Source organism: Pseudomonas sp. AU11447 (genome assembly GCF_001672555.2).
GTDB classification, from domain to species: domain Bacteria; phylum Pseudomonadota; class Gammaproteobacteria; order Pseudomonadales; family Pseudomonadaceae; genus Pseudomonas; species Pseudomonas nitroreducens.
Map to the genome: position 1 here is coordinate 112,353 of NZ_LZDG02000044.1, position 24,598 is coordinate 136,950.

Annotated in this window: 19 protein-coding genes and 1 pseudogene; 18 read left to right on the plus strand and 2 right to left on the minus strand. The window is 63.1% G+C overall.

From position 1 onward, the window contains the following. From A6723_RS15500 to A6723_RS15575, 16 genes are all read left to right on the plus strand, one after another. Nucleotides 1-1,719 carry a ParB family protein gene (locus A6723_RS15500; RefSeq protein ID WP_054910345.1) on the plus strand — a complete coding sequence of 573 codons (1,719 nt, stop codon included), beginning with the start codon at nucleotides 1-3 and terminating at the stop codon, nucleotides 1,717-1,719. Between the two features lie 28 nt (nucleotides 1,720-1,747). Further along, nucleotides 1,748-2,419, plus strand: coding sequence for a DUF2857 domain-containing protein (locus A6723_RS15505; protein ID WP_054910344.1), 672 nt, complete (start codon nucleotides 1,748-1,750; stop codon nucleotides 2,417-2,419). Continuing rightward, on the plus strand, nucleotides 2,416-3,714 hold the full coding sequence (locus tag A6723_RS15510) for an STY4528 family pathogenicity island replication protein (protein ID WP_054910343.1): 1,299 nt from the start codon (nucleotides 2,416-2,418) through the stop codon (nucleotides 3,712-3,714). The genes A6723_RS15505 and A6723_RS15510 overlap by 4 nt, the downstream gene beginning before the upstream one ends. Nucleotides 3,715-4,150: 436 nt before the next feature. Next, a complete protein-coding gene (locus A6723_RS15515) occupies nucleotides 4,151-4,882 on the plus strand; it encodes a PFL_4669 family integrating conjugative element protein (protein ID WP_064979793.1) in 732 nt (243 codons plus the stop codon). Nucleotides 4,883-4,887: 5 nt separating this feature from the next. Next, on the plus strand, nucleotides 4,888-5,427 hold the full coding sequence (locus A6723_RS15520) for a DUF3158 family protein (protein WP_054911109.1): 540 nt from the start codon (nucleotides 4,888-4,890) through the stop codon (nucleotides 5,425-5,427). Between the two features lie 13 nt (nucleotides 5,428-5,440). After that, nucleotides 5,441-5,926 carry a single-stranded DNA-binding protein gene (locus A6723_RS15525; protein ID WP_054911108.1) on the plus strand — a complete coding sequence of 162 codons (486 nt, stop codon included), beginning with the start codon at nucleotides 5,441-5,443 and terminating at the stop codon, nucleotides 5,924-5,926. Between the two features lie 928 nt (nucleotides 5,927-6,854). Beyond that, nucleotides 6,855-7,430 (plus strand): hypothetical protein, encoded by a 576-nt coding sequence (locus tag A6723_RS15535; RefSeq protein WP_139092997.1) that lies wholly within the window; start codon nucleotides 6,855-6,857, stop codon nucleotides 7,428-7,430. Between the two features lie 40 nt (nucleotides 7,431-7,470). After that, entirely contained in the window at nucleotides 7,471-7,668 is a 198-nt protein-coding gene (locus A6723_RS31300) for a CrpP family ICE-associated protein (RefSeq protein ID WP_054911105.1), read from the plus strand. Between the two features lie 111 nt (nucleotides 7,669-7,779). Further along, entirely contained in the window at nucleotides 7,780-9,687 is a 1,908-nt protein-coding gene (gene topA / locus A6723_RS15540) for a type I DNA topoisomerase (protein ID WP_054911104.1), read from the plus strand. Between the two features lie 3 nt (nucleotides 9,688-9,690). Beyond that, nucleotides 9,691-11,658 carry a DEAD/DEAH box helicase gene (locus tag A6723_RS15545; RefSeq protein WP_054911103.1) on the plus strand — a complete coding sequence of 656 codons (1,968 nt, stop codon included), beginning with the start codon at nucleotides 9,691-9,693 and terminating at the stop codon, nucleotides 11,656-11,658. A 177-nt stretch (nucleotides 11,659-11,835) separates the two neighbouring features. After that, nucleotides 11,836-12,180 carry a hypothetical protein gene (locus A6723_RS15550; RefSeq protein ID WP_054911102.1) on the plus strand — a complete coding sequence of 115 codons (345 nt, stop codon included), beginning with the start codon at nucleotides 11,836-11,838 and terminating at the stop codon, nucleotides 12,178-12,180. Between the two features lie 89 nt (nucleotides 12,181-12,269). Next, nucleotides 12,270-13,514 (plus strand): TolC family protein, encoded by a 1,245-nt coding sequence (locus A6723_RS15555; protein ID WP_054911101.1) that lies wholly within the window; start codon nucleotides 12,270-12,272, stop codon nucleotides 13,512-13,514. Next, complete coding sequence (locus A6723_RS15560; RefSeq protein ID WP_054911100.1) at nucleotides 13,511-14,977, plus strand: efflux RND transporter periplasmic adaptor subunit; 1,467 nt, start codon at nucleotides 13,511-13,513, stop codon at nucleotides 14,975-14,977. The genes A6723_RS15555 and A6723_RS15560 overlap by 4 nt, the downstream gene beginning before the upstream one ends. Continuing rightward, nucleotides 14,974-18,126, plus strand: a complete 3,153-nt coding sequence (locus A6723_RS15565) for an efflux RND transporter permease subunit (protein ID WP_064979794.1) — start codon at nucleotides 14,974-14,976, stop codon at nucleotides 18,124-18,126. The genes A6723_RS15560 and A6723_RS15565 overlap by 4 nt, the downstream gene beginning before the upstream one ends. Further along, complete coding sequence (locus tag A6723_RS15570) at nucleotides 18,123-18,464, plus strand: copper-binding protein (protein ID WP_054909269.1); 342 nt, start codon at nucleotides 18,123-18,125, stop codon at nucleotides 18,462-18,464. Before A6723_RS15565 ends, A6723_RS15570 begins: the two co-directional genes overlap by 4 nt. A gap of 264 nt (nucleotides 18,465-18,728) precedes the next feature. Further along, a complete protein-coding gene (locus tag A6723_RS15575; protein ID WP_054909270.1) occupies nucleotides 18,729-19,397 on the plus strand; it encodes a TIGR04211 family SH3 domain-containing protein in 669 nt (222 codons plus the stop codon). A gap of 4 nt (nucleotides 19,398-19,401) precedes the next feature. Here the strand turns inward: A6723_RS15575 and A6723_RS15580 are convergent, their stop codons facing one another. Then, complete coding sequence (locus A6723_RS15580) at nucleotides 19,402-19,848, minus strand: GNAT family N-acetyltransferase (RefSeq protein WP_054909271.1); 447 nt, start codon at nucleotides 19,846-19,848, stop codon at nucleotides 19,402-19,404. 81 nt (nucleotides 19,849-19,929) lie between these two features. Continuing rightward, complete coding sequence (locus A6723_RS15585; protein ID WP_037010248.1) at nucleotides 19,930-20,850, minus strand: LysR family transcriptional regulator; 921 nt, start codon at nucleotides 20,848-20,850, stop codon at nucleotides 19,930-19,932. A 322-nt stretch (nucleotides 20,851-21,172) separates the two neighbouring features. Here A6723_RS15585 and A6723_RS15590 point away from each other — a divergent pair. After that, a pseudogene (locus A6723_RS15590) lies at nucleotides 21,173-23,540 on the plus strand (TonB-dependent receptor); the annotation flags it as partial. Between the two features lie 57 nt (nucleotides 23,541-23,597). Then, the gene (locus tag A6723_RS15595; protein WP_024767020.1) at nucleotides 23,598-24,503 is read left to right on the plus strand and encodes a TauD/TfdA family dioxygenase; all 906 of its coding nucleotides are present in this window, start codon (nucleotides 23,598-23,600) and stop codon (nucleotides 24,501-24,503) included. Nucleotides 24,504-24,598: the final 95 nt, after the last annotated feature.

The following is a 24,598-nucleotide window of genomic DNA, read 5'->3' on the forward strand; positions in this document are numbered from 1 at the left end:
ATGGCCGAGCCGATCTCCCTGAAAGACGCCATGCTCAAGACTGGCTTCCAGTCTCAGGCAACTCCCGCGTCGCACCTCAGCGACCCAATCGTCGATACACCGATGGTGCTGACACTGGATGACGTCCTGCCCTATGACGACAACCCGAGGACGACGCGCAATCCGAAGTACGAAGAAATCAAGGCCTCCATCAAGGCCCGTGGCCTGGATACTCCCCCGCCGGTCACTCGTCGACCAGGCGAGCAGAAACACTGTATTCGCAATGGGGGCAACACTCGCCTAGCCATCCTGAAAGAGCTTTATCAGGAGACCGGCGACGAGCAATTTTATCGATTCCACTGCCTCTTCCGCCCCTGGGACGAAGTGCGAGGCGAGATTCTCACCTTGGTAGGCCACTTGGCCGAGAACGACCTGAAAGGCGACCTCAAGTTCATTGAGCGTGCTGTGGGGATCGATAAGGCCAAAGCTCACTATGAGGCAGAGACCGGCCAAGCGGTATCGCAAAGAGAACTGTCGCGACGACTAGCCGCAGATGGATACCCAATATCTCAATCCCATATCAGCAAGATGCTGGACGCCATCCGATATCTCCTACCGGCCATCCCGGGGATGCTCTACAGCGGGCTTGGAAAACCTCAGATCGAGAAACTGCTATCGCTTCGAAAAACATCCTCCGCTTGCTGGGAAAAGCACTACAAGGGGGAGGCAATTGAATTCGAGATGCTCTTCCAGGATGTGCTGGCTCAATTTGAAGGTGATGCCGATGAGTTTCTTTTCCAGCGTTTCCAGGATGAGCTGATTGGCCAAATGAAGGGGCCTCTCGGCCTCGGCTACGAAGACGTGCTGCTCGAGATCACCCAGCAGCAAGATCAACTGCGCCGTACTACCCCGGTAGTCGAAGTTCCATCCCCCCCGCCGCCTCAAGTTGCCGAAACCGGCGGGACTGGCACGCAGGTGCCCGCTCTGCCTCCTCAGACGACCAGCCAGAACTCACCATCGACCATCCCATCGACCCAGCCAAAACGGCAGGAGACGCGGACCACCACACCTCCTGATAGCAGCCAGATGACGGCCGAGGAGCGTCAGGCACGCATTGATGGCCACGTCGCTTCCCCCGCGAACATCAGCTCTCGCGTGACGGAAATGAAACAGAAGCTGGCCGCGCTGGATGGAGAGCAGTTGCCTGACTTCAACTCCAACGCACTCGTATCCATCCCGGTCCTGGCCGGGGGACTGCACCCCATCAGCGACCTCTGGTACATCGAGCGCGAGATCGACACTGCCGACCAACTGCGCAAGCACATCGCCAACCTGGCTGTGGAGATTCTCCAGGCCGTTGACGCCCCCGGCGACATCTTTGAGGTAGACGGCGGCATCGGGTTTTCCTACCGGCAGCCCCAGGAAGAAATTGAAATCACCGCGACTGCACATCACACGGTGACGCTTCTGCAGTCACTCAGCGGTGCAACAGCGATCGCTCTGAAACTGCTGGAAGATCAGCCTGAAGCCCGCGATGGCCTCATGGAATTCGAATTCGCTGCCGGTCTCGGCCAACTGCTCCTCGGGCAACCGATGGCAAAGGACCAGGCCCCGGATGATCGCGGGCGCCTGAGCGACGGTGCTCTGGTCAAGTTGTTCCGGATTGTGCGCCTCGCACGTCGTCTCATCGACCTGGAGATCCAGGAGCACACCCAGAACACACCTGCTCTCGACAGCTGATTGCGGACGATTACGGGAGGGAATCGCAATGTCCAAGTCACCAATAAACGAAGCTGTGCTGTCGCAGATATTGAACCTGATGCGCAACGGCCAGTTGAACCGCTGCATCGAGATGGGGCTTGCCCCGGAGGTGCTGGGCCAAATCCAGCACCCTACCGTTATGAGCCTGCTCCTCAATACCCCCGTCACCTGGGCCAAGGTCAGTATCGACGAATCCATCGTCATGAAGCTGATCTCCGGCGCGGAGCGTTCCGAAGAAGAAAACCGGCTGATCGAGCGCGCAATTCGACTGGGCGCAACAACGAATTTGCTCAACAAGTTCTTTGGCCTATCGCCTCAAGAGATTGCACTGCAACGAGCGGTCATTGGTGTGAAGACGCCACGAGGTCGCTGGCCTGAGCTCTCTGAAGACCAAGATCACTTGGTTTGGCACAGGTGGGTTCATCTCATGGAAGAGAATCAGGTCGACCTTGCGGACAGCCTGGCCATGCTCGATGTAGCCATGTTGGTAGCCGAAGAGCTGATCACCGATGGCCTGACGCTGGCTCAGATCTGGCACCGCATCACGAACTGGATCAGCCAGGGAGTCTATCCGCCAAATAAGGATAACCCCTGGCGCCACAGTGCGCAGATGCTGTTGCTCCATGATCAACAACAGGTGGTGGCCGTCACCTCCGAGGAAGGCGACAAAGCAAAATGAAGCTCGCCCGGTTCCCCATTTCGACGCTCCTAGATTCGGCCTCGGGACATCTCGAGGCCCATCTACAAAAGAAGAGAGCACAGGAGACCGCGGCGCAGTCCGCCTCCCCTTCGCAGTACGCCGGGATCATCTTCAGCGGGAACCCTCATGAGACGGTTCCACGAAAACTGCTGCTCGATAATCGCCTGACGCCTCTGGAAAGAAACTGTTGGCAAGTCTTCCGCCTGCTCGTCAATGAAGACGGCGTTACGGCATTCCCGACCTACGATCAACTCCGTCCTTACCTGGGAATGAATCCAGGAAAACACGCATCCCGGGAGACTGTGTCTAAAGCGCTGACCGTGCTTCGACTCACTCGCTGGCTGAGCCTTGGGCGCAGAGTGCGCAATGAAATGAGCGGCCAGGTCCAAGGCAACGTGTATCTCCTACATGACGAGCCTGTAACCCCGGCTGAAGCCATCGAGTTCGATAAGGACTACATGCAGCTATTGCTCCAATCTATGGAGCATCAGAACAAGGCCATTAAGGAGGTGGCGGAGATTTCCTGGCGCGAGTTCACCAGCGACCCGGACGTAGGACGCCGCCTTCCGACGCACGTCGACACGATTGCTGAACGTCTTAATGGTCAGGCCTGGGCAGTCGAGAGCAAGCTGCACGCCCTCCCTGCCCCTGAGTTCGGAATCCGAACTCAGTATGAAATCAACGAGTCGCCCCTGAGTTCGGATTCCGAACTCAGCGCGAACCCAGCGAAACAAGGCGCTCTGCCTCTCAGTTCGGATTCCGAACTCAGTGGAAATTCGCCGAGTACACCCTTAGTTCGGATTCCGAACTCATATAGTACGTATACAGATACACACAAAGATGTTTGTAAAAGCTCTGTACTTCCCGCGGGTAATCCAGAAGGCGTCGCGGCGAACTGGCTGATTGCCCTGGAAATGCTCAGCACTGAGCACCGGGGAAAAGCCCGATCGATCATGCAAACGGTCCCTGATGACCTGAGGGAAGCCGTCATGGGCCAATGGGCACATCGCTGCATCGAGGGTGAGGTCAGCAAACCCATGGCTTACCTGTCATCGCTGGCAACGCGCGCCATTCGCGGAGACTTCAACGCTGACTGGCAGCCCAGCCCGCAACTGCAACCCAAGGTCGTCCAGGCACAGCCTGCCAGCCCTGGAGCACCTGCTGCACGCCCTCAGTCCCCGCCAACCAAGGCAGGGATGCAGACTGCGAAAGCGGCTATGAACTCGATTTGGCAACAGCTGAAACCACGTCAGGGAGGATCATCGACTGATTGAACAGCCGATGCCTCTCCCTCTCGACCGAGAGCCTGGCGCCGATGGCCGGCAGGGTGATTCCACTGGAATCACTCAGCCAAGGACTGATCACCGGCGCCGATGGCGAGCGGGATGGTCCGGCCCGCACCACTCGACCAGGGCCTGATCGTCGGCGCCGACGGCGAGCTGGGTGATTCCACTGGAATCACTCAGCCAGGGACTGATCACCGGCGCCGATRGCGAGCGGGATGGTCCGGCCCGCACCMCTCGACCAGGGCCTGATCGTCGGCGCCGACGGCAAGCTGGTTGGTGCTACTGGAAACACCCAGCCACATCCTTTCCTTATATAGGACAAGAACAAAATCGCGGCCGGCGGGCTGAGCATTTCCTGCTGCGGCAGATCCCGCTGATTAGGAGCATGGGCACGTTCCTCAACCTTAATAAGGAAACCGTGCCCATGGCTGACAACTACCAGCTCAACATTGGCTCCTTGCGGAGTGCTGTTGAGCTCACCCTCCACACGCACCACGCAGCGCGAATCTGGATGGGCCGCCCTCAGACTGAAGGCAAGGCCAGCATTCTCGGGCTGGCAGGCTTCTGCGCGAAGATCAATCAGATGTCGCGTGGTGCCTCCCAGGACGACCCCTACTCCGACTGGTGGATGATTCGGCTCGAGGAGAAAATCAACGAGTCGGACGAAGCCCTGAAGGTCATCGACAAACGTCTGGACGATGTCATGGCCCAGTTGCCTTCGATGATCACCATCGGCAATAACCTCTCGATCCAGCCCGTCAAGCTGCCGCTCTTCATCTCCAACCCGTTGGGCTTCAAGGCGGTCTACCTGCTGACCTCCTACGACGAGATCGTTCGACGCATCCTTCTGGCTCAGCACGTTGGTCTCATCGGCCGGCGCGACATGGAGCTGTGGATCGACGAAGGCGCCCGCGTTCTGCGTAGCCTCTTCGGGCTGGCCCAGCTCTATCGCTTTTCCGGTGCATGCCGCGACGACTTCGCGGCGAACAACGCAAAAGCAGACCAGGCTCGCAAGATGTACGAGCGGCACGGTGAGATTCCCCAGGACATCCTGGAGGGCACCAGACGTTCTTCCTTCGCCCCACCGATCACTCGCGGTCAACCACAACCACGCGAGCCCTTCTCCGATGACCACGAAGATCTCGGCGAGGACTGATCATCATGCTGCCGCACAACCGCCCGAAGCATGAGCTGCAACAGACTCTCTTCCGACCGCTGCAACAGACTGCCTATCAGGGCCTGCAACAGAGTGCCTCACTAAAAGGCCTTTTAAGACCTTTTAAAGGTAAGGGGGAGATGACCCAGTTGGCCGAGCATTGCCAGGCGCTGGAAGTCGGTCTGAAACAGCTTGCCCAGGAAGTGCTGGCCCAGGTCCGCCATCACCCCTTCAGCTTGCTTCCAGTTCGGTTGATCGAGCAGAACACCCAGGCCGGAACAACCTTTCTTCGCTGGCAGCACATCCAGTCCCGAAAGATGGGGGTGGGCATCTGGGCGGAGATGCTGCGGCAACCCAAGACTCCATCCCACCTGCTGCAGGACCTGCTCGCCCTCGAGCAGCAACGAATCATCCTCAACATGCAGATGAGCCTCATCCACTCCATCGCCAAACAGGCCGCCGAGTGCGCGGAGAAGATGGGCCAGGCCGAGGGCGAGTACCTGGTTCGCCTGCAGCAGAACACGAATCCATCGCAACACAACTGACCGGAGATCCACCATGAGCACACCCGTAGTATGGGAAGGCAACATCGGCTCCCTGCCCGAGTACAAGAGCTTCCCCAACGGCAACAATGGCCCGCGGCAACTTCTGCGTCTCAACATCATGTTCGACAACTCGATCCCGGACGGCCAAGGTGGCTATAAGGACCGTGGAGGGTTCTGGTGCAACGTCGAGTGGTGGCATCAGGATGCCGAGCGCTTCGCCTCTGTGTTCCAGAAAGGCATGCGGGTCCTGGTCCAGGGACGCGCCATCATGGACAGCTGGAAGGACAAGCAAACTGGCGAGGAAGTCCAGGCACTGAAGGTCGAGGCGAGCCGAGTTGCGATCCTCCCCCATCGGGTTGCCCAGGTATCGCTCCTGACCTCCGGGACCGGCCAACAACAACAGCAGAATCCTCGGACTGATCGTCAGCCGCCTGCGCCGCAGCACCCTACCCAGGACATGCGCGACTACGATGGATTTGACGACGACATTCCCCTGTAACCCCCCTCCTTAATTTAGCGCGCCCCTTCGCGAGGCTCCCGGGGACAAGGACGTCCCATCGCGTAGCTCCTGTACCACCCAGTCACTCCCGCCTCCGGAAACGCATTTGGTGAGGCGGCCCGTCGCGAAGCTGCAGGTGGCAAGAACTTTGCTCCGTCATCCATGTCTTCAGTCCAACCTCTGACAGCAACCGCCATGGCCCAATTGTTGAACAAACCCATCACCCCCTCCGAGCTCGAGCTCGTCGAGCTCTATCGCAAGCTGAGCAAAGAGCAGCAGGCTCTACTCCTTCCCATTCTTCAGGACCGTGTGGACGGTAAGCTTTCGAACACCGAGTTCCTAGGCCAACTGCGTCAAATCCCCTCGCAGATAGACCGGCGCTAAATCGCGCCCCCTTCGTGAAGCTCCCACGCCAAGGACTACTGAGTCGTGGCGTTTCACCTCATATCCACTCCACAACTGTTTCCCGTAACACAACGCCCTTGCTTGACGTGAGGGTGTTGCGGCCCGCATTACCCAGCCAGCCCTGACCTCAGTGCGGACGATTGGACAACTGGTTCCACTGGAACCGCTCGACCTGGGGCTGGACGCCGGCGCCGACGGCGAGCTGGGTGATTCCACTGGAATCACCCAGCCAGGACCACAGTGATGGTGCCTACGGCAACCTGGGTGCTTCGGCCCGAAACAGCCGGGCCGAAAGGGGGGCGCTGCAAGCAGCGCCTGCCCAGGTCTCTTGTGGAACGATCCTGCAGGGTGAGGGAAATCCACTGCCTCACAATGCGCATTTCCGGGTGTTTTCCGCCTTGAACAAGCCGAGCCTTGCGTCAGAACGAGCTCTGCCGAGCCATCTCCAGCAAAAATGTGCCACATCGTGAAGCCGCTGGAAGCCAGGCATCTCTCGACGATCCCCTACACTCGGTGCCAACCCATGAAACAGTTTCGGACCGCCTTCTGCTTCGCGCTCGCCCTGATCACTCACACGCCCAGTTGGGCGGCGGCTCCCATCGAACAGGGGCCCAACGACAAGCTCTTGGTCTCCGGAGCCCTGTATCGGGACGACTACATGGTCATGTCGTTCGCAGACATTATCGACAATGGTCAAACGCTCCGAGCGCAGGCCCAGGTCACCAGCTCCTGCGTCTCGAAGGTGAGTTCTACGGGAGATAAGGAGCTTCTGACCCCCGCCACTTATCAGCATGGTTACGATCTGAATGTGACGCCGATCGTCCAGCCCGATGGGGCGGTCACTCTCAGTTATTGGCTCCATAGCGATCAAGTGCTGGGCTTCCTGAATCCTGCTAAGGATGTGAAGGCCACAGGGGCGCCACAGTTCAAGCAACTCGACTTCGAGACGACCGCTCCTAGAAGGACACAGTTCGGTCGAGAAGAAGTCACCGAATTTAGCTGTGACCAAGTAATGACCGTGGACGGCAAGCAGCCCCTCAAACAGGTGAACTGCCGTTATCATCTCGTTGTGACGGTAAACAAGGCTCCCGGTCGGTAACCTGCACTGCAGCGCCAACCTAAATCACAGGAGGCCCTCTGTGTCAGATCAAAGCGCGCCAGAGCAAAAGGTCGATAGGAGGCACTTCAACAACCCTCATCTGACCATTGCAGCCGCTGGTGCAGAAGCTGCGCAGAAAGGGCTTCCCGTGCATGCCTGCCCTTACAAGCACCCCGCCATGTTGGCCAGTTGGCTGAAAGGGTACCGGCAGGCCCAGCAGCTGACGCTGAACCTCTAGTCCATATCGACCCTCCCGCCAAATTCACCCCACACCTAATGCCCATTTCGCGTTGATCCAGTTCAGGCCTGCCGCAACAGTGCGGCCTGGATCAACGGATAGGGGCACCCCATGAAACTCATGATCATCGAGGCACCGGGCAAGCTGAAGAAGCTCGGTCCCATGATGAAGAAGCTGCGCCCAGGCGAGGACTGGATGGTTGTCGCCAGCGGCGGCCACATCCGCGACCTGCCGGAGAAGGGCCAGGACAGCACCATGATCACCACGGGTGTGCTCAAGAACTTGCGCCCAGTGTACGAAGTGCTGCCCAAGAGCCAGCGCAACGTCAAAAGCATGCGCGATGCGTTGAAGACGGCCACGGAGATTTACATTGCCACTGACCCGGATCGGGAAGGTGAGTCGATTGCCTGGCACATCCAGCAGACGCTGGGCATTCGCGACTACCGGCGCATCACCTTCAACCAGATCACCAAATCGGCAGTACGAGAGGCACTGGCGAACCCGCGCAAGATAGATCTGCCGCTGGTAGCGTCCCAGGAATGCCGGCGTGTTCTGGACCGCCTGGTGGGCTACCTCGTAACGCAGGAACTTCGACGCACTCTCGGCGAGCCCACGTCTGCAGGTCGCGTTCAATCTGTCGCCGTCTACATCGTGCTCCTGCGCGAACGCGAGATTCGCAACTTCAAGGTCATTCACCACTTCGGCGTGGACCTGACCTTTCTGGATGAGGCAACGAAGCAGAAGTGGAAGGCAGAGTGGGTGACCGTTCCTGACTTTGCGACTGAAGACCACCCCTACGTCCAGGACGGCACCTTGGCCAGCCAGGTTGCCGGGACGCGCGCCGTAATCGTCGAGTCCTGCTCCGACAGCAAGAAACGCCGCGGGCCACCCGCGCCCTTCATCTCCTCGACGATGCAGCAGGCGGCCAGCGTGGCCTTGGGGTGGGATCCGGACAAGACCATGATGATTGCCCAGAAGCTCTACGAGCAGGGCGTCATCAGCTATCACCGTACTGATAACCCCAATCTGGACGACGATGCGATGGTGCATCTGAAGGCTGTTGCACGCCAGATGGGGCTGGAGGCAGTCGAGGAGCGCCGGGTATTCCAAGCCGGCGATGCCGCCCAGCAAGGCCACCCGGCCATCACGCCGACCAGTTGGGCTGACGAAATAGCGGGCGAAACGCCCGATGAGCAGTCGCTCTACAAACTCATCCGAATACGCGCGCTGGCGAGTCAGCTTGCGGACGCCATCTACGATGTACGCACCGTCAAGCTCCTGGCCAAGGGACCGGATAAACGCCCACTGCGTTTCGCCGCAACCGGTAGCACCATTTTCTACCTCGGCTGGAAGAAGCTGCTCAAGGGCGACGACGCTGAAGAAGATAAGACCGAGCCGCCGAAGAACCCAGTCCCGAAACTGGAGCCCAGGCAAATCCTCGCCGTTCACCAGGGCGAAGTGCTCAGCCAGAAAACGAAGGCGCCGCCGCGCTTCACCAAGGCCAGCCTGATCAAGGAGTTGGAGCGGTTGGGGATTGGACGCCCAAGTACCTTCGCCGCAATCGTCAAGAACATCACTGGCAAGAGCCTGGTCGTCGAGGAAAAGCGCAAGTTGGTCCCTGGCCCCCTCGGGGAGAAGACAATAGCCAAGCTTGAAGGCAACTTCACCTTCCTGCAGCTGGAGTTCACCAGCAGCATGGAGAAGGACCTGGACAAGATCGCCCAGGGCCAAGAGACGTACAGCTCCGTCGTGGCCAGATTCTACGAGCACCTCGGGGCGGAGCTCCATAAGCTGCAGACTCAACCGTCTGCCACCATGCAACGCGGCGCTAACGCACCGGCTTCACGGCCTACCAGCAGCGAGTACAAGTGCGGCAAATGCGGGGAACCGCTTACTCGCAGGCAGAAGGCTGGTCAGTACGACTTCTGGGGGTGCACAGGGTATAGATCTACCGGTTGCAAGGTGTCGTACCCCTCGGTCAAGGGGAAGCCCGATATGACCCAGCCGAGGGGCATGTAGCGTATGGCTCGCCCCCGCATTATGAACCGCTCGCCCGAACTGCTCGGCAACGTCGTATTCGACGGCTACGACTTCGGTCTGCAGCTGCCGTTCCTGGAGGGTGCCAACAAGGTGCTGCTCGCCCGTGGCGGCTTCTACATCCGCCGCGGTGATCATCCGTATTACCGGTACTGGAGGCTTCCCAAGAACAAGCTCTTCCACGAGTTGGACCTGCTCTTCCACCGCCTGCAGGAACTCGCCCAGGACCGCTACACCGAATCCTGGCAAAGCTTCCAGCAGAAGCTGGAGAAGGCTCAGGCCGACCCAACCCGTGAAGCATTCGCCTGGGGCTTGAAGCTCCGCATCGCCCCGCTGGCAGACGACGGCGTGCTGCTCTCGGGCGACTATCACCCTGGCGTCGTTGCGGTCGCGCGGCGCATGCACGGCGTCTTCCTAGGTCACTCCAGCTCGTGGCGCATCGACGCTTCTGCAGAGTTGGTGCGCAGCAATGTGATCCTGGAACTCGGGCTAGCCGAGGACCAGTTCGAGATCCTGGATGTCGTCCAGGAGCTGCTGAGCGACGGAACTGTCGCGCCGGCGGAGGACATGCCTAGGATCAGCCTCGGCGGTCCTCCCCAGGAGCCTGCGGCCCCGACTGGGGACGAGGAGGTCTCCACCGATATCTATCTGGCGGCCGTCTCGCCGATCGAGCGCACTGAGTACACCCAGAGCGCGATCACCGAGGCCCTGCGCGGCTACTCACTCCTGGATCACCAGCCTGCTGGGATCGCGCACCTGCTTCAGCGGACCAGCGCGCTGCTGGCCGATGACATGGGGCTGGGCAAGACACGCCAGGCAGTGATTGCAGCACACATCCGCGCTGCCGGCACGCCGATCCTGGTGATCACGCTGTCTTCCCTGCTGATCAACTGGGAGCGCGAGATCCACGCGGTCTACCCCGAAGCCCGGGTTGCTCTGCAGCAGGACGATCCGACGGCGGAGTGGATGGTCATCAACTACGAGCGGCTGGGCGACTTCGTCGTCCAGGCCGAGCGCTTCAGCGTCATGATCATCGACGAAGCGCATAGGTTGAAGGAGTCCACGGCGGAATGGACACGCCACGGATTCGATATCGCCGCGAAGGTCCCCAATCGCTACTTGCTCACCGGCACGCCGGTGCTCAACCGCGAAACCGAGCTCCACACGCTCCTCCGGTTATCTGGGCATCCTGTTGGCCAACTGTCGCTCAAGGACTTCTGTGAGCGCTTCGCTGGCAACCCGGAGTTCCGTCAGAACCTGCGCGCCGAGCTCGGCGACTGGATGCTCCGCCGCCGCAAGGACGTCCTGCCCAACCTGAAGGGCAAGCAGCGGCAGCTGCTACCCGTGGAGCTGGCTGCAGACGAGCGTCGCATGTACGACACGCTGCGCCTCGAGGACAGGCCCATCTTCGCTCGACTCGGTGCCCTCCGGCGCTACCTGGAGCAGGTCAAGGTCCGCGTGGCCATGGACCTGGTCAGCGAGCTGGATCCGGCTGACAAGGTAATCCTCTTCTGCGAGTTCAAGCCAACGGTGGCGATGCTCAAGGAGCTCTGCGATCAGGCCGGCATCGGCAACGTCACCTTGGTCGGCACGGATACCTTGAAGAAGCGTCAGAAGGCCATCGACAAGTTCCAGGAAGACCCCGACTACCGCGTGTTCATCTGCACCACGTCGGCCGCCGGCACCGGCAACAACCTCACCGCAGCGAACTACGTGTTTTTCCTCGGCCTGCCCTGGACGCCTGGCCAGCAAGACCAGGCCGAAGACCGAGCCTATCGCAACGGCCAGTTGCGCATGGTCATCGTGAAGATCCCGCTGGTAGAAAACACCATCGACCAGCAGCTGTGGCAGATGTTGTTGGCGAAACGCCAGGTCAGCATGGAACTCATCGAACCGGAGGCAGATCAGGAGGCGCTGGCAAAATCGTTGTTAGCGGCCAACATCGCCACATAGATGGTCAACAACGCATACTTGAGCGTTCTTCGCCTTCGGCCTGACCATTCTTAGCTAATTGTCATCAGGGGGGCAGCAATCGGCCAGAAGCGGGCCTCAGAGATCCAGGCTACAGACTGATACACACCGCTTGGGTTTCTGTTGCTGCCTCAGAAAGGTCTGAATACACTGCCCATCATGACCCGTCGCCTTCGATTGCTTATCGTCTTGCTCCTCAGCCTCACGCTTCCTCTCACGGGGATGGCGGGAATTGAGGCACCCACTGAACCCTGCCCGATGCAAAGCATGGGCATGGGCCAGATGGCGGGTATGGATCAGGACTGCTGCCAGGATTTGGGCAAGATGACCCAGCATGGCAAGAAGGACTGCAAGAGTGGGCAGGAATGCAAGACCAGCAGCCTGTTGCAGGTCAGCGTCCTGAAAGCTGCCCATCCCGTCGCCACTCCCCCGCGGCCTTCGCCGTACATCGATGTAGTTCTCAGCCAGGCACCTGCAGACCTCTGGCGACCTCCCTGCGCCTGATTCCTCTCTCGACCTGAACCCTGCCCGCGGCCCTGAAGGCTGCCGGGTGGCTTGCGCTCACGCGCTGGTTTTCCTGAGGAATCCTCATCGTGACTCACGTCCGACTCCACCCCGGCTGGCTGCTGCTCGCGCTGCTGCCGGGCTGGTCGGCACAGGCTGCGTCCCTGTCACTGGACGACGCCCTGCTGCTGGCTGAACGCAACGCCCCTTCCCTGCTCGCACAGAACGAGAAAGCCTCGGCGGCGAGAAGCGCCGCCATTCCAGCTGGGGAACTGCCCGATCCCAAGCTCAATCTTGGTCTGCAGAACGTCCCCATCGAGGGTGGCGAACGCTGGAGCACCCAGCGCGACAACATGTCCATGCAGGTCGTCGGCCTGATGCAGGAGATGCCCAACGGCGACAAGCGCAAGGCCCGCGTCGAGACCGCCCAGGCCGCCATCGAACGCGCCGATGCCGAAGCTGGCGTCGAACGCCTGAAGGTCCGTAGTGCCTCGGCCCAGGCCTGGATCGCGACCTATACGCTGCAACGCAAGCTGGCGATGTTCGACGACTTCTACCGCGAAAACCGCCTGCTCGACGCCACCGTCCGCGCACGTCTGGCGGGGGGTCGCGCAAGTACTGTCGATGCGGTGGCGCCGCGTCAGGAGGCCGCGCTGCTGGACGAGCAGAAAGACGACCTGCTGCGCCAGGAAGCCCAGGCACGGGCGGCGCTCAAACGCTGGATTGGCCAGGCTGCTTCCCAGGAGCTGAGCGGCGACTTCCCGCACTGGTCCATCGACGCCTCCCACTCGCTGCAACAGTTGCACCAGCACCCCGAACTTGCCGCCTACGGTCCGATGACCCGCGAGGCCGAAGCCCTAGTGCGCGAGGCCGTGGCCGAGAAGAAACCGGACTGGAGCTGGGAAGTGGATTACCAGCGCCGTGGCCGCGAGTTCGGCGACATGATGACGTTGCAGGTTAGTTTCGACTTGCCGCTGTTCACCGGCACCCGCCAGGACCCGAAGATTGCCGCGCGACGAGCCCAGGTAAGGCAGTTGGAGGCCGAGCGAGAGGCGCTGGCCCGCGAACACGAGCAGGCACTGGAGGGCGACCTGGCTGAATACCGCCGGCTACAACGCGCCGTCGAGCGCAGCACCGGCACCTTGGTACCGCTGGCCGAGGAGAAGGTACGCCTGGCCACCGCCGGCTACCGATCAGGCAAGTCTGGTCTCGACGAGGTAGTGAGTGCCCGCCAACAACTGGTCGAGGCCCGGCTCAAACAGATCGACCTGCAAGGCTCCCTTGCACAGGTCGCCGCGCGTCTCTACTTCACCTATGAGGAGGGACGCGCATGAACCGCTTCCCCTGGAACACCTTCGCGCTATTGATCCTCGCAGGGGCTGTCGGCGGCGCTGGCGGCTATTGGCTTGCCCGGCAGGCTCAGGTGCAGGCGCCGCTGGCCTCGGCCACCCCGGAGCGCAAGCCGCTGTACTGGTACGACCCGATGGTGCCGCAGCAGCACTTCGATGCGCCGGGCAAGTCGCCCTTCATGGATATGCAGTTGGTGCCCAAGTATGCCGATGCTGCCGAGAGTGTACCGGCGGTGCGCATCGAGCCAGGTATCCAGCAGAACCTCGGCGTACGCCTGGCCAGCGTTACCCGCGGCACGCTCGACCGTACGCTGCAGGTCACTGGCGTGCTGGCCTTCAATGATCGTGATGTGGCTGTGCTGCAGGCGCGCGCCGGCGGCTTCGTCGAGCGTACCTACTCGCTTGCGCCGGGCGACGTGGTGAGCGCCGGAGCTCCAATGGTCGATGTGCTGGTGCCAGAGTGGGCGGCGGCGCAGGAAGAGTTCATCGCCTTGCGCCATTCGGGCGAACCGGCGCTACTGGCGGCGGCGCGACAACGCCTGCTGCTGGCCGGCATGCCGAACGGACTCGTGCAACAGATCGAGCGCAGCGGCAGAGTCCAGCCGGTGACTACCCTGGACGCGCCGATTGCCGGAGTCATCCGTGAGCTGGAGGTGCGCCCCGGCATGACACTGGCCGTTGGCGCCCCCCTGGCCAGGATCAACGGCCTGGGTCGTGTCTGGCTGGAGGCCGCCGTACCGGAGGTGCAAGCCGCAGGACTCAAGGCCGGCCAGTCGGTCGATGCCCGTCTGCCAGCGCTGCCAGGCCATCCGGTGACCGGTACCCTGACCAGCATCCTTCCGGAGAACGACCAGCAGAGCCGCACCTTGCGCTTGCGCATCGAGCTGCCCAACCCAGATGGACAACTGTTCCCCGGCATGACCGCACAGGTCAGCCTCGACCTGGCCGGCCAGAGCGATGTGCTGCAGATCCCCAGCGAAGCGCTGATCCGCACCGGCAAGCGCAATCTTGTGATGCTGGCGGAGGACCAAGGCCGGTTCCGCCCGGTGGAAGTGCGTCTCGGCCAGGAGAACGATGGGCTGGTGGCCGTACTTCAAGGTCTGGACGAAGGCCAGCGGGTGGTCGCTTCCGGGCAGTTCCTGATCGACTCGGAGGCCAGCCTGAAAGGCATCGAAGCGCGCACGGCAGAAGAGCCGGCGGCAAAGATGACGATGCCTGCTGTGCATGAAGCGGATGGCCGCATCGTGGAGATCACCGCACAGGGTCTGACCATCAGCCACGGCCCGTTCAACACCCTGGGCATGCCCGGCATGACCATGACCTTTGCACTCGCTCGCCCTGAACTGGCAGCCGGCCTGAAGCCTGGCGATCGCATTCGCTTCGGTGTCAGCCAGGGAGACTCAGGCCTGGTAATCGAACAGGTCCGCAAGCAGGAGCAACAGCCATGATCGCGAAGCTCATACGCTGGTCGGTGGCCAATCGTTTCCTGGTACTGCTGGCTACCCTGTTGATTGTCGCCTGGGGTGTCTGGACGCTACGCAGTACACCGGTCGATGCCCTGCCAGACCTTTCCGATGTCCAGGTCATCATCCGCACCAGCTATCCGGGACAGGCACCGCAGATCGTCGAGAACCAGGTCACCTACCCGCTGGCCACCACCATGCTGTCGGTGCCCGGTGCGAAGACCGTGCGCGGCTTTTCCTCCTTTGGCGACAGCTTCGTCTACGTGCTGTTCGAGGATGGCACTGACCTCTACTGGGCGCGCTCGCGGGTGCTGGAGTACCTCAACCAGGTGCAGTCGCGCCTGCCGCCCACGGCGAAGACGGCGCTCGGCCCAGACGCCACCGGCGTCGGCTGGATCTACCAGTACGCCCTGGTGGACCGCAGCGGCCGGCATGATCTCGCCCAGCTGCGCGCCCTGCAGGACTGGTTCCTCAAGTTCGAACTGAAGACGGTGCCTGATGTTGCGGAAGTTGCCACCGTCGGTGGCATGGTCAAGCAGTACCAGGTGCTGCTCGACCCGGTKCGGCTGGCCAGCCTGGGYATYACCCAGGGCCAGGTGATCGAGGCCATCGGCAAGGCCAACCAGGAAACCGGCGGTGGTGTGCTGGAGCTGGGCGAGGCGGAGTTCATGGTACGCGCCTCGGGCTACCTGAAGAGCCTGGCCGACTTTCGCGCCATCCCGTTGCGCCTGTCCGGTAATGGCAGCCCGGTCACCCTGGGCGACGTCGCGAGTGTCCAGCTCGGCCCGGAAATGCGCCGCGGCATCGGCGAGCTGGACGGCGAAGGCGAAGCCGTGGGCGGAGTGATCGTCCTGCGCAGCGGCAAGAACGCCCGCGAAGCCATCACGCGGGTGAAGGACCGGCTGGAGGAACTGAAGAAGAGCCTGCCCGAAGGCGTGGAGATCGTCACCACCTATGACCGCAGCCAACTGATCGACCGCGCGGTGAGCAACCTCAGCCACAAGCTGATCGAGGAATTCCTCGTGGTAGCGCTGGTGTGCGCTGCCTTCCTCTGGCATCTGCGCTCGTCGCTGGTGGCCATCGTGTCGTTGCCGGTGGGTGTGCTGATCGCGCTGATCGTCATGCGTCAYCAGGGGATCAAYGCCAACATCATGTCSCTKGGCGGCATCGCCATCGCCATCGGYGCGATGGTCGACGCGGCRGTGGTGATGATCGAGAACGCACACAGGCGCGTCGAGGCCTGGCACCGGCAGCACCCTGGCGTTCCTCTGGTCGGCGAGCAGCACTGGAAGGTCATGATCGAGGCCGCCGTGGAAGTGGGGCCGGCGCTGTTCTTCAGCCTGCTGATCATCACGCTGTCGTTCATCCCGGTGTTCACCCTGCAAGCCCAGGAGGGCCGATTGTTCGGCCCGCTGGCGTTTACCAAGACCTACGCCATGGCCGGCGCCGCCGGGCTGTCGGTGACCCTGGTGCCGGTACTGATGGGCTACTGGATTCGTGGGCAGCTGCCACCGGAGCAGCGCAACCCGCTCAATCGCTGGCTGATCCGCCTCTACCAGCCGGCCCTGGATGCGGTACTGCGCCGGCCGCGGAGCACACTGGCGGTGGCAGCGCTGGTGTTCCTCTCCGGGCTCTGGCCGCTGTCCCACCTGGGCGGCGAGTTTCTCCCGCCGCTGAACGAAGGCGACCTGCTGTACATGCCCTCGGCCCTGCCCGGCCTCTCCGCGCAGAAGGCTTCGGAGTTGCTGCAGAACACCGATCGCCTGATCCGTAGCGTGCCGGAAGTCGCCAGTGTTTTCGGCAAGGCCGGGCGCGCCGAATCCGCCACCGATCCGGCGCCRCTGGAGATGTTCGAAACCACCATCCGCTTCAAGCCCAGGGACCAGTGGCGCCCCGGCATGACCAGCGAAAAGCTGGTGGAGGAACTGGACCGCGTGGTGAAGGTGCCGGGCCTGACCAACATCTGGATCCCGCCGATCCGCAACCGTATCGACATGCTCGCCACCGGCATCAAGAGCCCCATCGGGGTGAAGATCGCCGGCACCGACCTGGCCGAGATCGACCGTGCGACCCAGGCGGTGGAGCGGGTGGCGAAGACGGTGCCGGGCGTCAGCTCGGCGCTGGCCGAACGCCTGACCGGCGGCCGCTACATCGACGTCGAYATCGACCGCCAGGCGGCGGCGCGCTACGGCATGAACATCGCCGAYGTGCAGGCCATCGTCRGCAGCGCCATCGGCGGSGAGAACATCGGTGAAACGGTGGAAGGGCTGGCCCGCTATCCGATCAACGTGCGCTACCCGCGCGAATGGCGCGACTCGGTGGAGGCCCTGCGCCAGTTGCCGATCTACACCGCACAGGGCGGCCAGATCACCCTCGGCAGCGTAGCGCGAATAGGCATCAGCGAGGGGCCGCCGATGCTCAAGAGCGAGAACGCCCGGCTTTCCGGCTGGGTGTATGTCGACGTCCGCGGCCGTGACCTGGCCTCGGTCGTGGCGGACCTGCGCCAGGCGGTGGAGCGCGAGGTGAGGCTCGCTCCGGGCATGAGCCTGGGCTACTCCGGACAGTTCGAGTACCTGGAGCGCGCCAACGCCCGCCTCAAGCTGGTSGTCCCGGCGACCCTGGCGATCATCTTCGTGCTGCTCTACCTGACGTTCGGGCGCATCGACGAGGCCCTGCTGATCATGGCGACCYTGCCCTTCGCMCTCACCGGMGGCGTRTGGCTGCTGTACCTGATGGGTTTCAACCTGTCGGTGGCCACGGGKGTYGGYTTCATCGCCCTGGCCGGCGTGGCCGCGGAGTTCGGCGTGATCATGCTGGTCTACCTGAAGAACGCCTGGGCCGAGCATCCCCGGGCCAACCAGCCGTCCTCGCTGCTGGCGGCGATCCGCGAGGGCGCAGTCCAGCGGGTACGCCCCAAGGCCATGACCGTGGCGGTGATCGTCGCCGGCCTGCTGCCSATCCTCTGGAGCAGCGGCACCGGCAGCGAGGTMATGAGYCGCATCGCCGTGCCSATGGTCGGCGGCATGATCACCGCGCCSCTSCTTTCMCTGTTCGTCATTCCCGCCGCCTACTGGCTGATGCGTCGTCGTCAGTCGTCGGCAGCCAGCCAACCGCAACCTGGAGACATCCCATGAAAACCCCACTGATCACCCTGGGCGCCCTATTACTCGCCCTGTCTCATTCCGCCCTGGCCGAAGACGACGCCGGCATGAAGATGGACGGCATAAGCATGGACAGCGCCCAGCAAACGCCCATCGCGAGCGCCGAGGGCAGCGTCCGCGCCATCGACGCCGAACGCCACCTCGTCACCCTCGCGCATGGCCCGGTGGCGGCGCTGCATTGGCCACCGATGACCATGGCCTTCAAGGCCACCGCTGCACAACTCGACGGCCTGAGCGTGGGCGACAGGGTCGCCTTCGAGTTCCGCAACGCCAGTGATGGCGCCACCCTGGTCAACATCCGCAAGCCTTGAAGCCAGCCCCATGGACGCCTCGCCATCACGGCGAAGCGTCCATGGGCGGCATGGGCCTTCGTATTTCCACCACTCATCCGTGCAATTTCCTACCGGTGAACTCTCGGCGTCCGACGACTGTCTGTGTGCTGTCGGCCCACCGGGTGGAGCCCCTGGCCATTGGCCACCCGGCTAGTTCTGAACCCTTCGTTTCAAATAAAACGCCCGGCCGGCGTTTTCACTCCCGCAAGGCGGGTTTCGTTTCAAGTCATGTGAAGATTGCCCATGTCCCTATCGCGTCGTTTCCCTGCACGAGTTTCTCCCCTCCAGACCCGCGCCCTCGGCGCCTGCCTGTTTGCCGGCCTGCTGGCAGCCGGCGTCCCGGCCCAGGCCGAGGAGCCCGCCAGCAACGCGCGCTGGGTGAACGACAGCCTGAGCACCTATGTGCGCAGCGGCCCCACCGATGGTTACCGTATCGTTGGCACCCTCACGTCCGGGCAGCAGGTCCAGTTGCTCAGCACTTCCGGCGACTACAGCCAGGTACGCAGCGACAGCGGCAACAGCGTGTGGATCGCCAGCAAGGACCTGCAGGAAAAACCCGGCCAGGCCGAACGTCTGCCGGCGCTGGAGCAGAAAGTCACCGAGCTGACCACGCAGTTGCAGACCATCGACGACAGCTGGAAGAACCGTGTCCAGGGCATGCAGGAAACCCTGGATGCGCGCAAGAAGCTCATCGACGAACTTCAGGCCGCGCGTACCGCGCTGGATAGCGAGCTGAACGAAGCCCGCTCGCAACTGCGCGATGCCCAGGCTCAACTGGGCGACGAGAACAAGCAGGTGCTGATGCGCTACATGGCCTACGGCGGCAGCATCGCCGGCGCCGGCCTGCTCGCCGGGCTGATCCTGCCGACCATGCTGCGCGTGCGGCGCAAGCGCAGCACCGAGTGGGTCTGACGCCTCAGTCGATCAGCAATTCGTACTGCCGATAGCCCAGGGCGTCGCAGCCCCGTGGCTGGAACCCGGCGCGCTCATACAGGCGCCGCGCCGGGTTGTCGGGGCGCACACTGAGCTTGAGTCGCGTATAGCCTTCCTGCCGGGCGTCCTCGATGTAGCGCTGCAACAACGCTGCACCGACGCCCCTGCCCCGCCACGCCGTGCTGACGCCCAGGGTGCACAGTTCCGCGCTGCCATCTTCCGGCATCCAAAAGCTATAGCCCACGCTTTCGCCGGCGTGCTCGGCAATGGTCAGACGCTCAAAGTGATCGAGCCAGCGCGCCAGATGCCGGTCGAAGCCTTCCCTCCAGCGCGCCTCATGGGCAGGCTCCCACTCACGGATATAGGCCTCTTCGCCGCGCTGGACGTAGGGGACATCGGTGATCCGGGCGGGGCGGAAGGAGAGGTTCATTGCAGGCAGCCATGGACAGTGCGGCCAGCCTATCTTAGCTGCTGGCCCTACCGGTTCGCTTTGCTCCCATGACAACCCGCCTCACGCCACCGCGCTCTCCACCCCAGCGTCGAGGTCCACCAGCAATTCGATCATTGCCCGCGCCGCTGCCGAGAGGCGGTCGCCGCTGCGGGTGACGATGCCGCAACGGGCCTGGAGGATGTCGACGTTGTTGGGCAGGTTGCGGAAGTGCAGGCGCACCAGTTCGCCGCGCGCCATGGGCTCGCTCAGGGCCTCCTCCACGGCGATGCCGATGGCGTCGGTCTGGCTGACGATGCGCACCAGCGAGGCCATGTCCTCGCACTGCACATTGGTGGTGATGTCGATCTTGCCGCTGAGGTTGGCGAGCATCTTCCGCGCGCTGGGGGGGATCAGCGTGGCGGCCAGCGGGTAGGCGAACATGTCGTTGGTGGAGAGGCTCTCCTTGGCCAGTAGCGGATGCCCCTGGCGGCAGAAGAACAGGCCGCTGCGCGGCTTCAGCGCACGGGTCTGGAAGTTCGGGTCGGCTTCGAAATGGCGGATGTCGGCGACGAAGAATTCGATCTCCTCGCGGCTCAGGCTGCGCGCCAGGCGCTCCCAGTTGTCCACGCCGAACTGGATGTGGATGCGCGGGTAGCGCTGGACGAAGCGCGACACCGCGTCGGACACCAGCTTCTGCGCCGGGGCCGGCCCGCTGCCGAAGCGCAACTCGCCCGAATCCAGCTTGTTCAGTCTCGCGACCGCATGGCTCAGGTTGTTCGCGCCCTGCACCAGGCTCAGCGCGTGCTGCAGCACCACCTGGCCCTCGGGAGTCGGCCGCAGGTCCTTGCTGCCTCGGTCCACCAGGCGGCAGCCCAGCTCCTGCTCCAGGCCCTGGATGCTGCGGCTGAACGCCGGCTGGGTAATGCCCATGGCGTCGGCCGCGCGAACGAAGCTGCGGTGTTCGTTGAGGGCGATGAAGTAGCGGAGTTGGCGCAGATCCATGATGCATTTCCGGCATTGAAAATAGTGGGCAAAGGCATTTGCCGCTCGTTATGCGCTGGTTTTAAATGCAAGCTCTTATTCCGTCAATGAAGAATAAAACAAACATCTATTCTTTTATGAACTAAGAATATAGCTCAGACCAGGAGTCGCCCGATGCCAGCCTTGCCCCTCCTTTCCTCGCGAATGTGTCAGCCGCGCTGTCGCTGACAGCAAACGCCGCAGACCCCATAGAGAAAACGTCGCTCGCCACTTTCGTGTGGCGCGGCCCCCTTTTGCCCGCGATCGGCGCGGACAGACAAGGACACAGCATGATTTCGAGACATTCGCCCTTCCCCTTCGCCCCGCGCCGGCTGCGCGCTCCGGACTACGCAGTGGTCCTGCTGTTGGCACTGGGCGGCGCCCTGCCGGTGCTCGCCGAGGAAAGCGAGGACAGCACGACTGCCGCTCAGACCGATAAGGCCGTAAGCGCCGCGCCGGCCAAGGCCGATGCCACCCTGGGCAAGGTCACCGTCACCGCCCGCCGCCGCGAGGAGGATTCGCAGAAGGTACCCACGCCGATCACCGTGGTCGGCGGCGAAACTCTGGAAACCCAGCGCGTCTACAAGGTGCAGGACCTGCAGCAGATCCTGCCCAGCGTGAACGTCGCCTTCATCCACGCGCGGCAGTCGAGCATCGCCGTGCGCGGCATCGGCAACAACCCGGCCAGCGACGGCCTGGAAGGCAGCGCCGGGGTCTACCTGGACAACGTCTACCTGGGCCGCCCAGGCATGGCAGTGTTCGACCTGCTGGACATCGAGCAGCTGGAACTGCTGCGCGGCCCGCAGGGCACACTGTTCGGCAAGAACACCACGGCCGGCGTGCTGAACATCAGCACCCGCGCACCGACCTTCAGCCCCGAGCGCAGCGTCGAGGTCTCCGGTGGCCAGGACGGCTACTTCCAGGGCAAGGGCACCGTCTCCGGCGCGCTGACCGACACCCTGGCCGGGCGTGTGTCCGCCTACCGCACCCGCGACGACGGCTACATCAAGAACGTCCATGACGACAACTACCTGAACGGCGGCGAGCGCCAGGGCATCCGCGGGCAATTGCTGTTCAAACCCAACGAGGACTTCGACCTGCGCTGGATCAACGACTACAACGAGGAGGATTCGAGCAACGGCAGCATGGTGGTCTATGGCGCCGCCGACCGCTTCTGGCAGCGCGCCGCCGCAGTAGGCGCTTCGCCGATCCGCGATCCGGACCGGCACAAGGTCAACATCAACAGCCGCCAGCACGTCAGCGTGCACCAGGGCGGCAGCTCGGTGGAGGCCAACTGGAACCTCAACGGCGGCTACAAGCTGACCTCCATCAGCGCCTATCGCTACTGGCACTTCACCCCGGCCAACGACGAGCAACTCAACGTCTCGGCGATCAACAACACCGGCGTGGAAGTCCACGACCGCCAGTTCTCCCAGGAAATCCGCCTGGCCTCGCCCACCGGCGGCTTCTTCGACTACGTGCTGGGCGCCTATGCGTTCAACCAGAACCTGGGCAACAAGACCTTCACCGACTACGGCCCGCTGGCCGACCCGTACCTGCTGGGGGCGAACCTCAACGCCCTGAACAACACCTACTCCAAGGCCAACGGCAAGATCGAAACCGACAGCTTCGCGCTGTTCGCCCAGGGCACCTGGCACCTCACCGACAAGCTGGACTTCACCGCCGGCCTGCGCGGCACCTACGAGGAGAAGGACGCCAAGGTCGAGCGCTTCGCCCCGGTCGGCGGTGCGCCGGTCAGTGGCGTCGGCGCAGTGGTCCGCAACAACCAACTGGGCGCCTACGACTCGGGCGACCTCAGTCTCTACAGCTTCGCGCCCTCGGCCCTGCTGAGCCTGAGCTACCAGTTCACCGATGACCTGCTCGGCTACGCCTCGCTGTCCCACGGCGAGAAGTCCGGCGGCGTGAACCTGGCCGTGGCCAGTGCGCCCACGGCCGGCGCCGACTCCCTGCTGGTCGGCCCGGAGCGCGCCAACGACGCCGAACTGGGGATCAAGACCACACTGTTCGACAACCGCCTGCAACTCAACACCAACCTCTTCTGGACCGGCATCCACGGCTACCAGGCCACCACGCTGTACCAGCCGCCGGGTTCGACCCAGCTGGTCTCGGTGCTCTCCAACGCCGGCAGCGTGCGCTCGCGCGGCCTGGAGTTCGAGGCCACCGCGCTGCCCATTCGCGGCCTGACGTTGAACTTCAACGGCTCCTACAACGACGTCACCTACCTGTCGTTCAAGGACGCCCCGTGCCCGGCGGAAATCTCCACCCAGCCCGGTGCGCCCGCCACTTGCGACCTCACGGGGCAACGCGTGGTCGGCGCCTCGAAATGGATCGCCAACCTCAATGGCGAATACGCCTGGAACCTCGACGACGGCATCCGCCCGTACGTGACCGGCAGCTACTCCTACCGCTCCGAGGCCGAGGGCACGCTGGACAACTCCGACCTCTCGAAGATCGACGGCTACGGCCTGGCGAACTTCTCCGTCGGCCTGCGCAAGGACCTCGGCGACGGCCAGCTGGACGCCTCGGTCTGGCTGAAGAACGCCTTCGACAAGGACTACTACCTGGCCGCCTTCGCCAGCATCAACGGCTCCTACACCGCCTCGGTGGGGCAGCCGCGGACTCTGGGCGCGTCGGTCCGTTACGACTTCTGATCCCCATCCGCCGCGCTCCCGAGCGCGGCGCTATTGCCACAGCAAGAGGACGATGAGATGAGCACTGCAGCACAAGCCATTCAGCAAGACCTGGTACACCTGGACATCCACCCGGTAGCCGGCCGCATCGGTGCGGAAATTCGCGGCGTGACGCTTTCCGGCGATCTCGACGCCGCCACCATCGAGGCCATCCAGGCTGCGCTGGTGCAGCACAAGGTGATCTTCTTCCGGGGCCAGACCCAGCTCGACGACCAGGGCCAGGAAGCCTTCGCCAAGCTGCTCGGCGAGCCGGTGGCGCACCCCACCGTGCCGGTGCAGGAAGGCACCCATTACCTGCTGGAGCTGGACGGCGCCCAGGGCCGCCGCGCCAACTCCTGGCACACCGACGTGACCTTCGTCGACGCCTATCCCAAGGCGTCGATCCTGCGCAACGTGGTAGCACCGGAGTCTGGCGGCGATACCGTCTGGGCCAATACCGCCACCGCCTACGACGACCTGACGCCGGAGCTGAAGGCGCTGGCCGACTCGCTCTGGGCCGTGCACAGCAACGAATACGACTATGCCAGCGTGCGCCCGAACGTCGACCCGGCGCGCCTGGAGGAATACCGCAAGGTGTTCACCTCCACCGTCTACGAGACCGAGCACCCGGTGGTGCGCGTGCATCCCATCAGCGGCGAGAAGACGCTGCTGCTCGGACACTTCGTCAAGCGCCTGAAGGGCCTCTCGCAGCACGACTCGGCGCACCTGTTCGCCGTGCTGCAGAGCCACGTCACCCGCCTGGAAAACACCGTGCGCTGGCGCTGGCAGCCGGGCGACGTGGCCATCTGGGACAACCGCGCGACCCAGCACTACGCCGTCGACGATTACGGCACCCAGCCGCGCATCGTGCGCCGCGTGACGCTCAGCGGCGAAGTGCCGGTGGGTATCGACGGGCAGCGTAGTCGGACGATCAAGAAGGTTTGAGCCTTTCCCCAAAGCCCCTCACCCCCGCCCTCTCCCAAGGGGAGAGGGAGTAGATCGGCGCAACGGGATGACCCGCTGCATCGGACTGCCCCCTC

What these genes read in the sequence shown, in the direction of transcription:
- A6723_RS15550 (WP_054911102.1), top strand. Translation starts at nt 11,836, where the DNA reads ATGACCCGTCGCCTTCGATTGCTTATCGTCTTGCTCCTCAGCCTCACG.
- A6723_RS15560 (WP_054911100.1), top strand. Translation starts at nt 13,511, where the DNA reads ATGAACCGCTTCCCCTGGAACACCTTCGCGCTATTGATCCTCGCAGGG.
- topA (WP_054911104.1), top strand. Translation starts at nt 7,780, where the DNA reads ATGAAACTCATGATCATCGAGGCACCGGGCAAGCTGAAGAAGCTCGGT.
- A6723_RS15595 (WP_024767020.1), top strand. Translation starts at nt 23,598, where the DNA reads ATGAGCACTGCAGCACAAGCCATTCAGCAAGACCTGGTACACCTGGAC.
- A6723_RS15580 (WP_054909271.1), bottom strand. Translation starts at nt 19,848, where the DNA reads ATGAACCTCTCCTTCCGCCCCGCCCGGATCACCGATGTCCCCTACGTC.
- A6723_RS15585 (WP_037010248.1), bottom strand. Translation starts at nt 20,850, where the DNA reads ATGGATCTGCGCCAACTCCGCTACTTCATCGCCCTCAACGAACACCGC.
- A6723_RS15510 (WP_054910343.1), top strand. Translation starts at nt 2,416, where the DNA reads ATGAAGCTCGCCCGGTTCCCCATTTCGACGCTCCTAGATTCGGCCTCG.
- A6723_RS15545 (WP_054911103.1), top strand. Translation starts at nt 9,691, where the DNA reads ATGGCTCGCCCCCGCATTATGAACCGCTCGCCCGAACTGCTCGGCAAC.
- A6723_RS15505 (WP_054910344.1), top strand. Translation starts at nt 1,748, where the DNA reads ATGTCCAAGTCACCAATAAACGAAGCTGTGCTGTCGCAGATATTGAAC.
- A6723_RS15525 (WP_054911108.1), top strand. Translation starts at nt 5,441, where the DNA reads ATGAGCACACCCGTAGTATGGGAAGGCAACATCGGCTCCCTGCCCGAG.
- A6723_RS15515 (WP_064979793.1), top strand. Translation starts at nt 4,151, where the DNA reads ATGGCTGACAACTACCAGCTCAACATTGGCTCCTTGCGGAGTGCTGTT.
- A6723_RS15500 (WP_054910345.1), top strand. Translation starts at nt 1, where the DNA reads ATGGCCGAGCCGATCTCCCTGAAAGACGCCATGCTCAAGACTGGCTTC.
- A6723_RS15570 (WP_054909269.1), top strand. Translation starts at nt 18,123, where the DNA reads ATGAAAACCCCACTGATCACCCTGGGCGCCCTATTACTCGCCCTGTCT.
- A6723_RS15575 (WP_054909270.1), top strand. Translation starts at nt 18,729, where the DNA reads ATGTCCCTATCGCGTCGTTTCCCTGCACGAGTTTCTCCCCTCCAGACC.
- A6723_RS15535 (WP_139092997.1), top strand. Translation starts at nt 6,855, where the DNA reads ATGAAACAGTTTCGGACCGCCTTCTGCTTCGCGCTCGCCCTGATCACT.
- A6723_RS15520 (WP_054911109.1), top strand. Translation starts at nt 4,888, where the DNA reads ATGCTGCCGCACAACCGCCCGAAGCATGAGCTGCAACAGACTCTCTTC.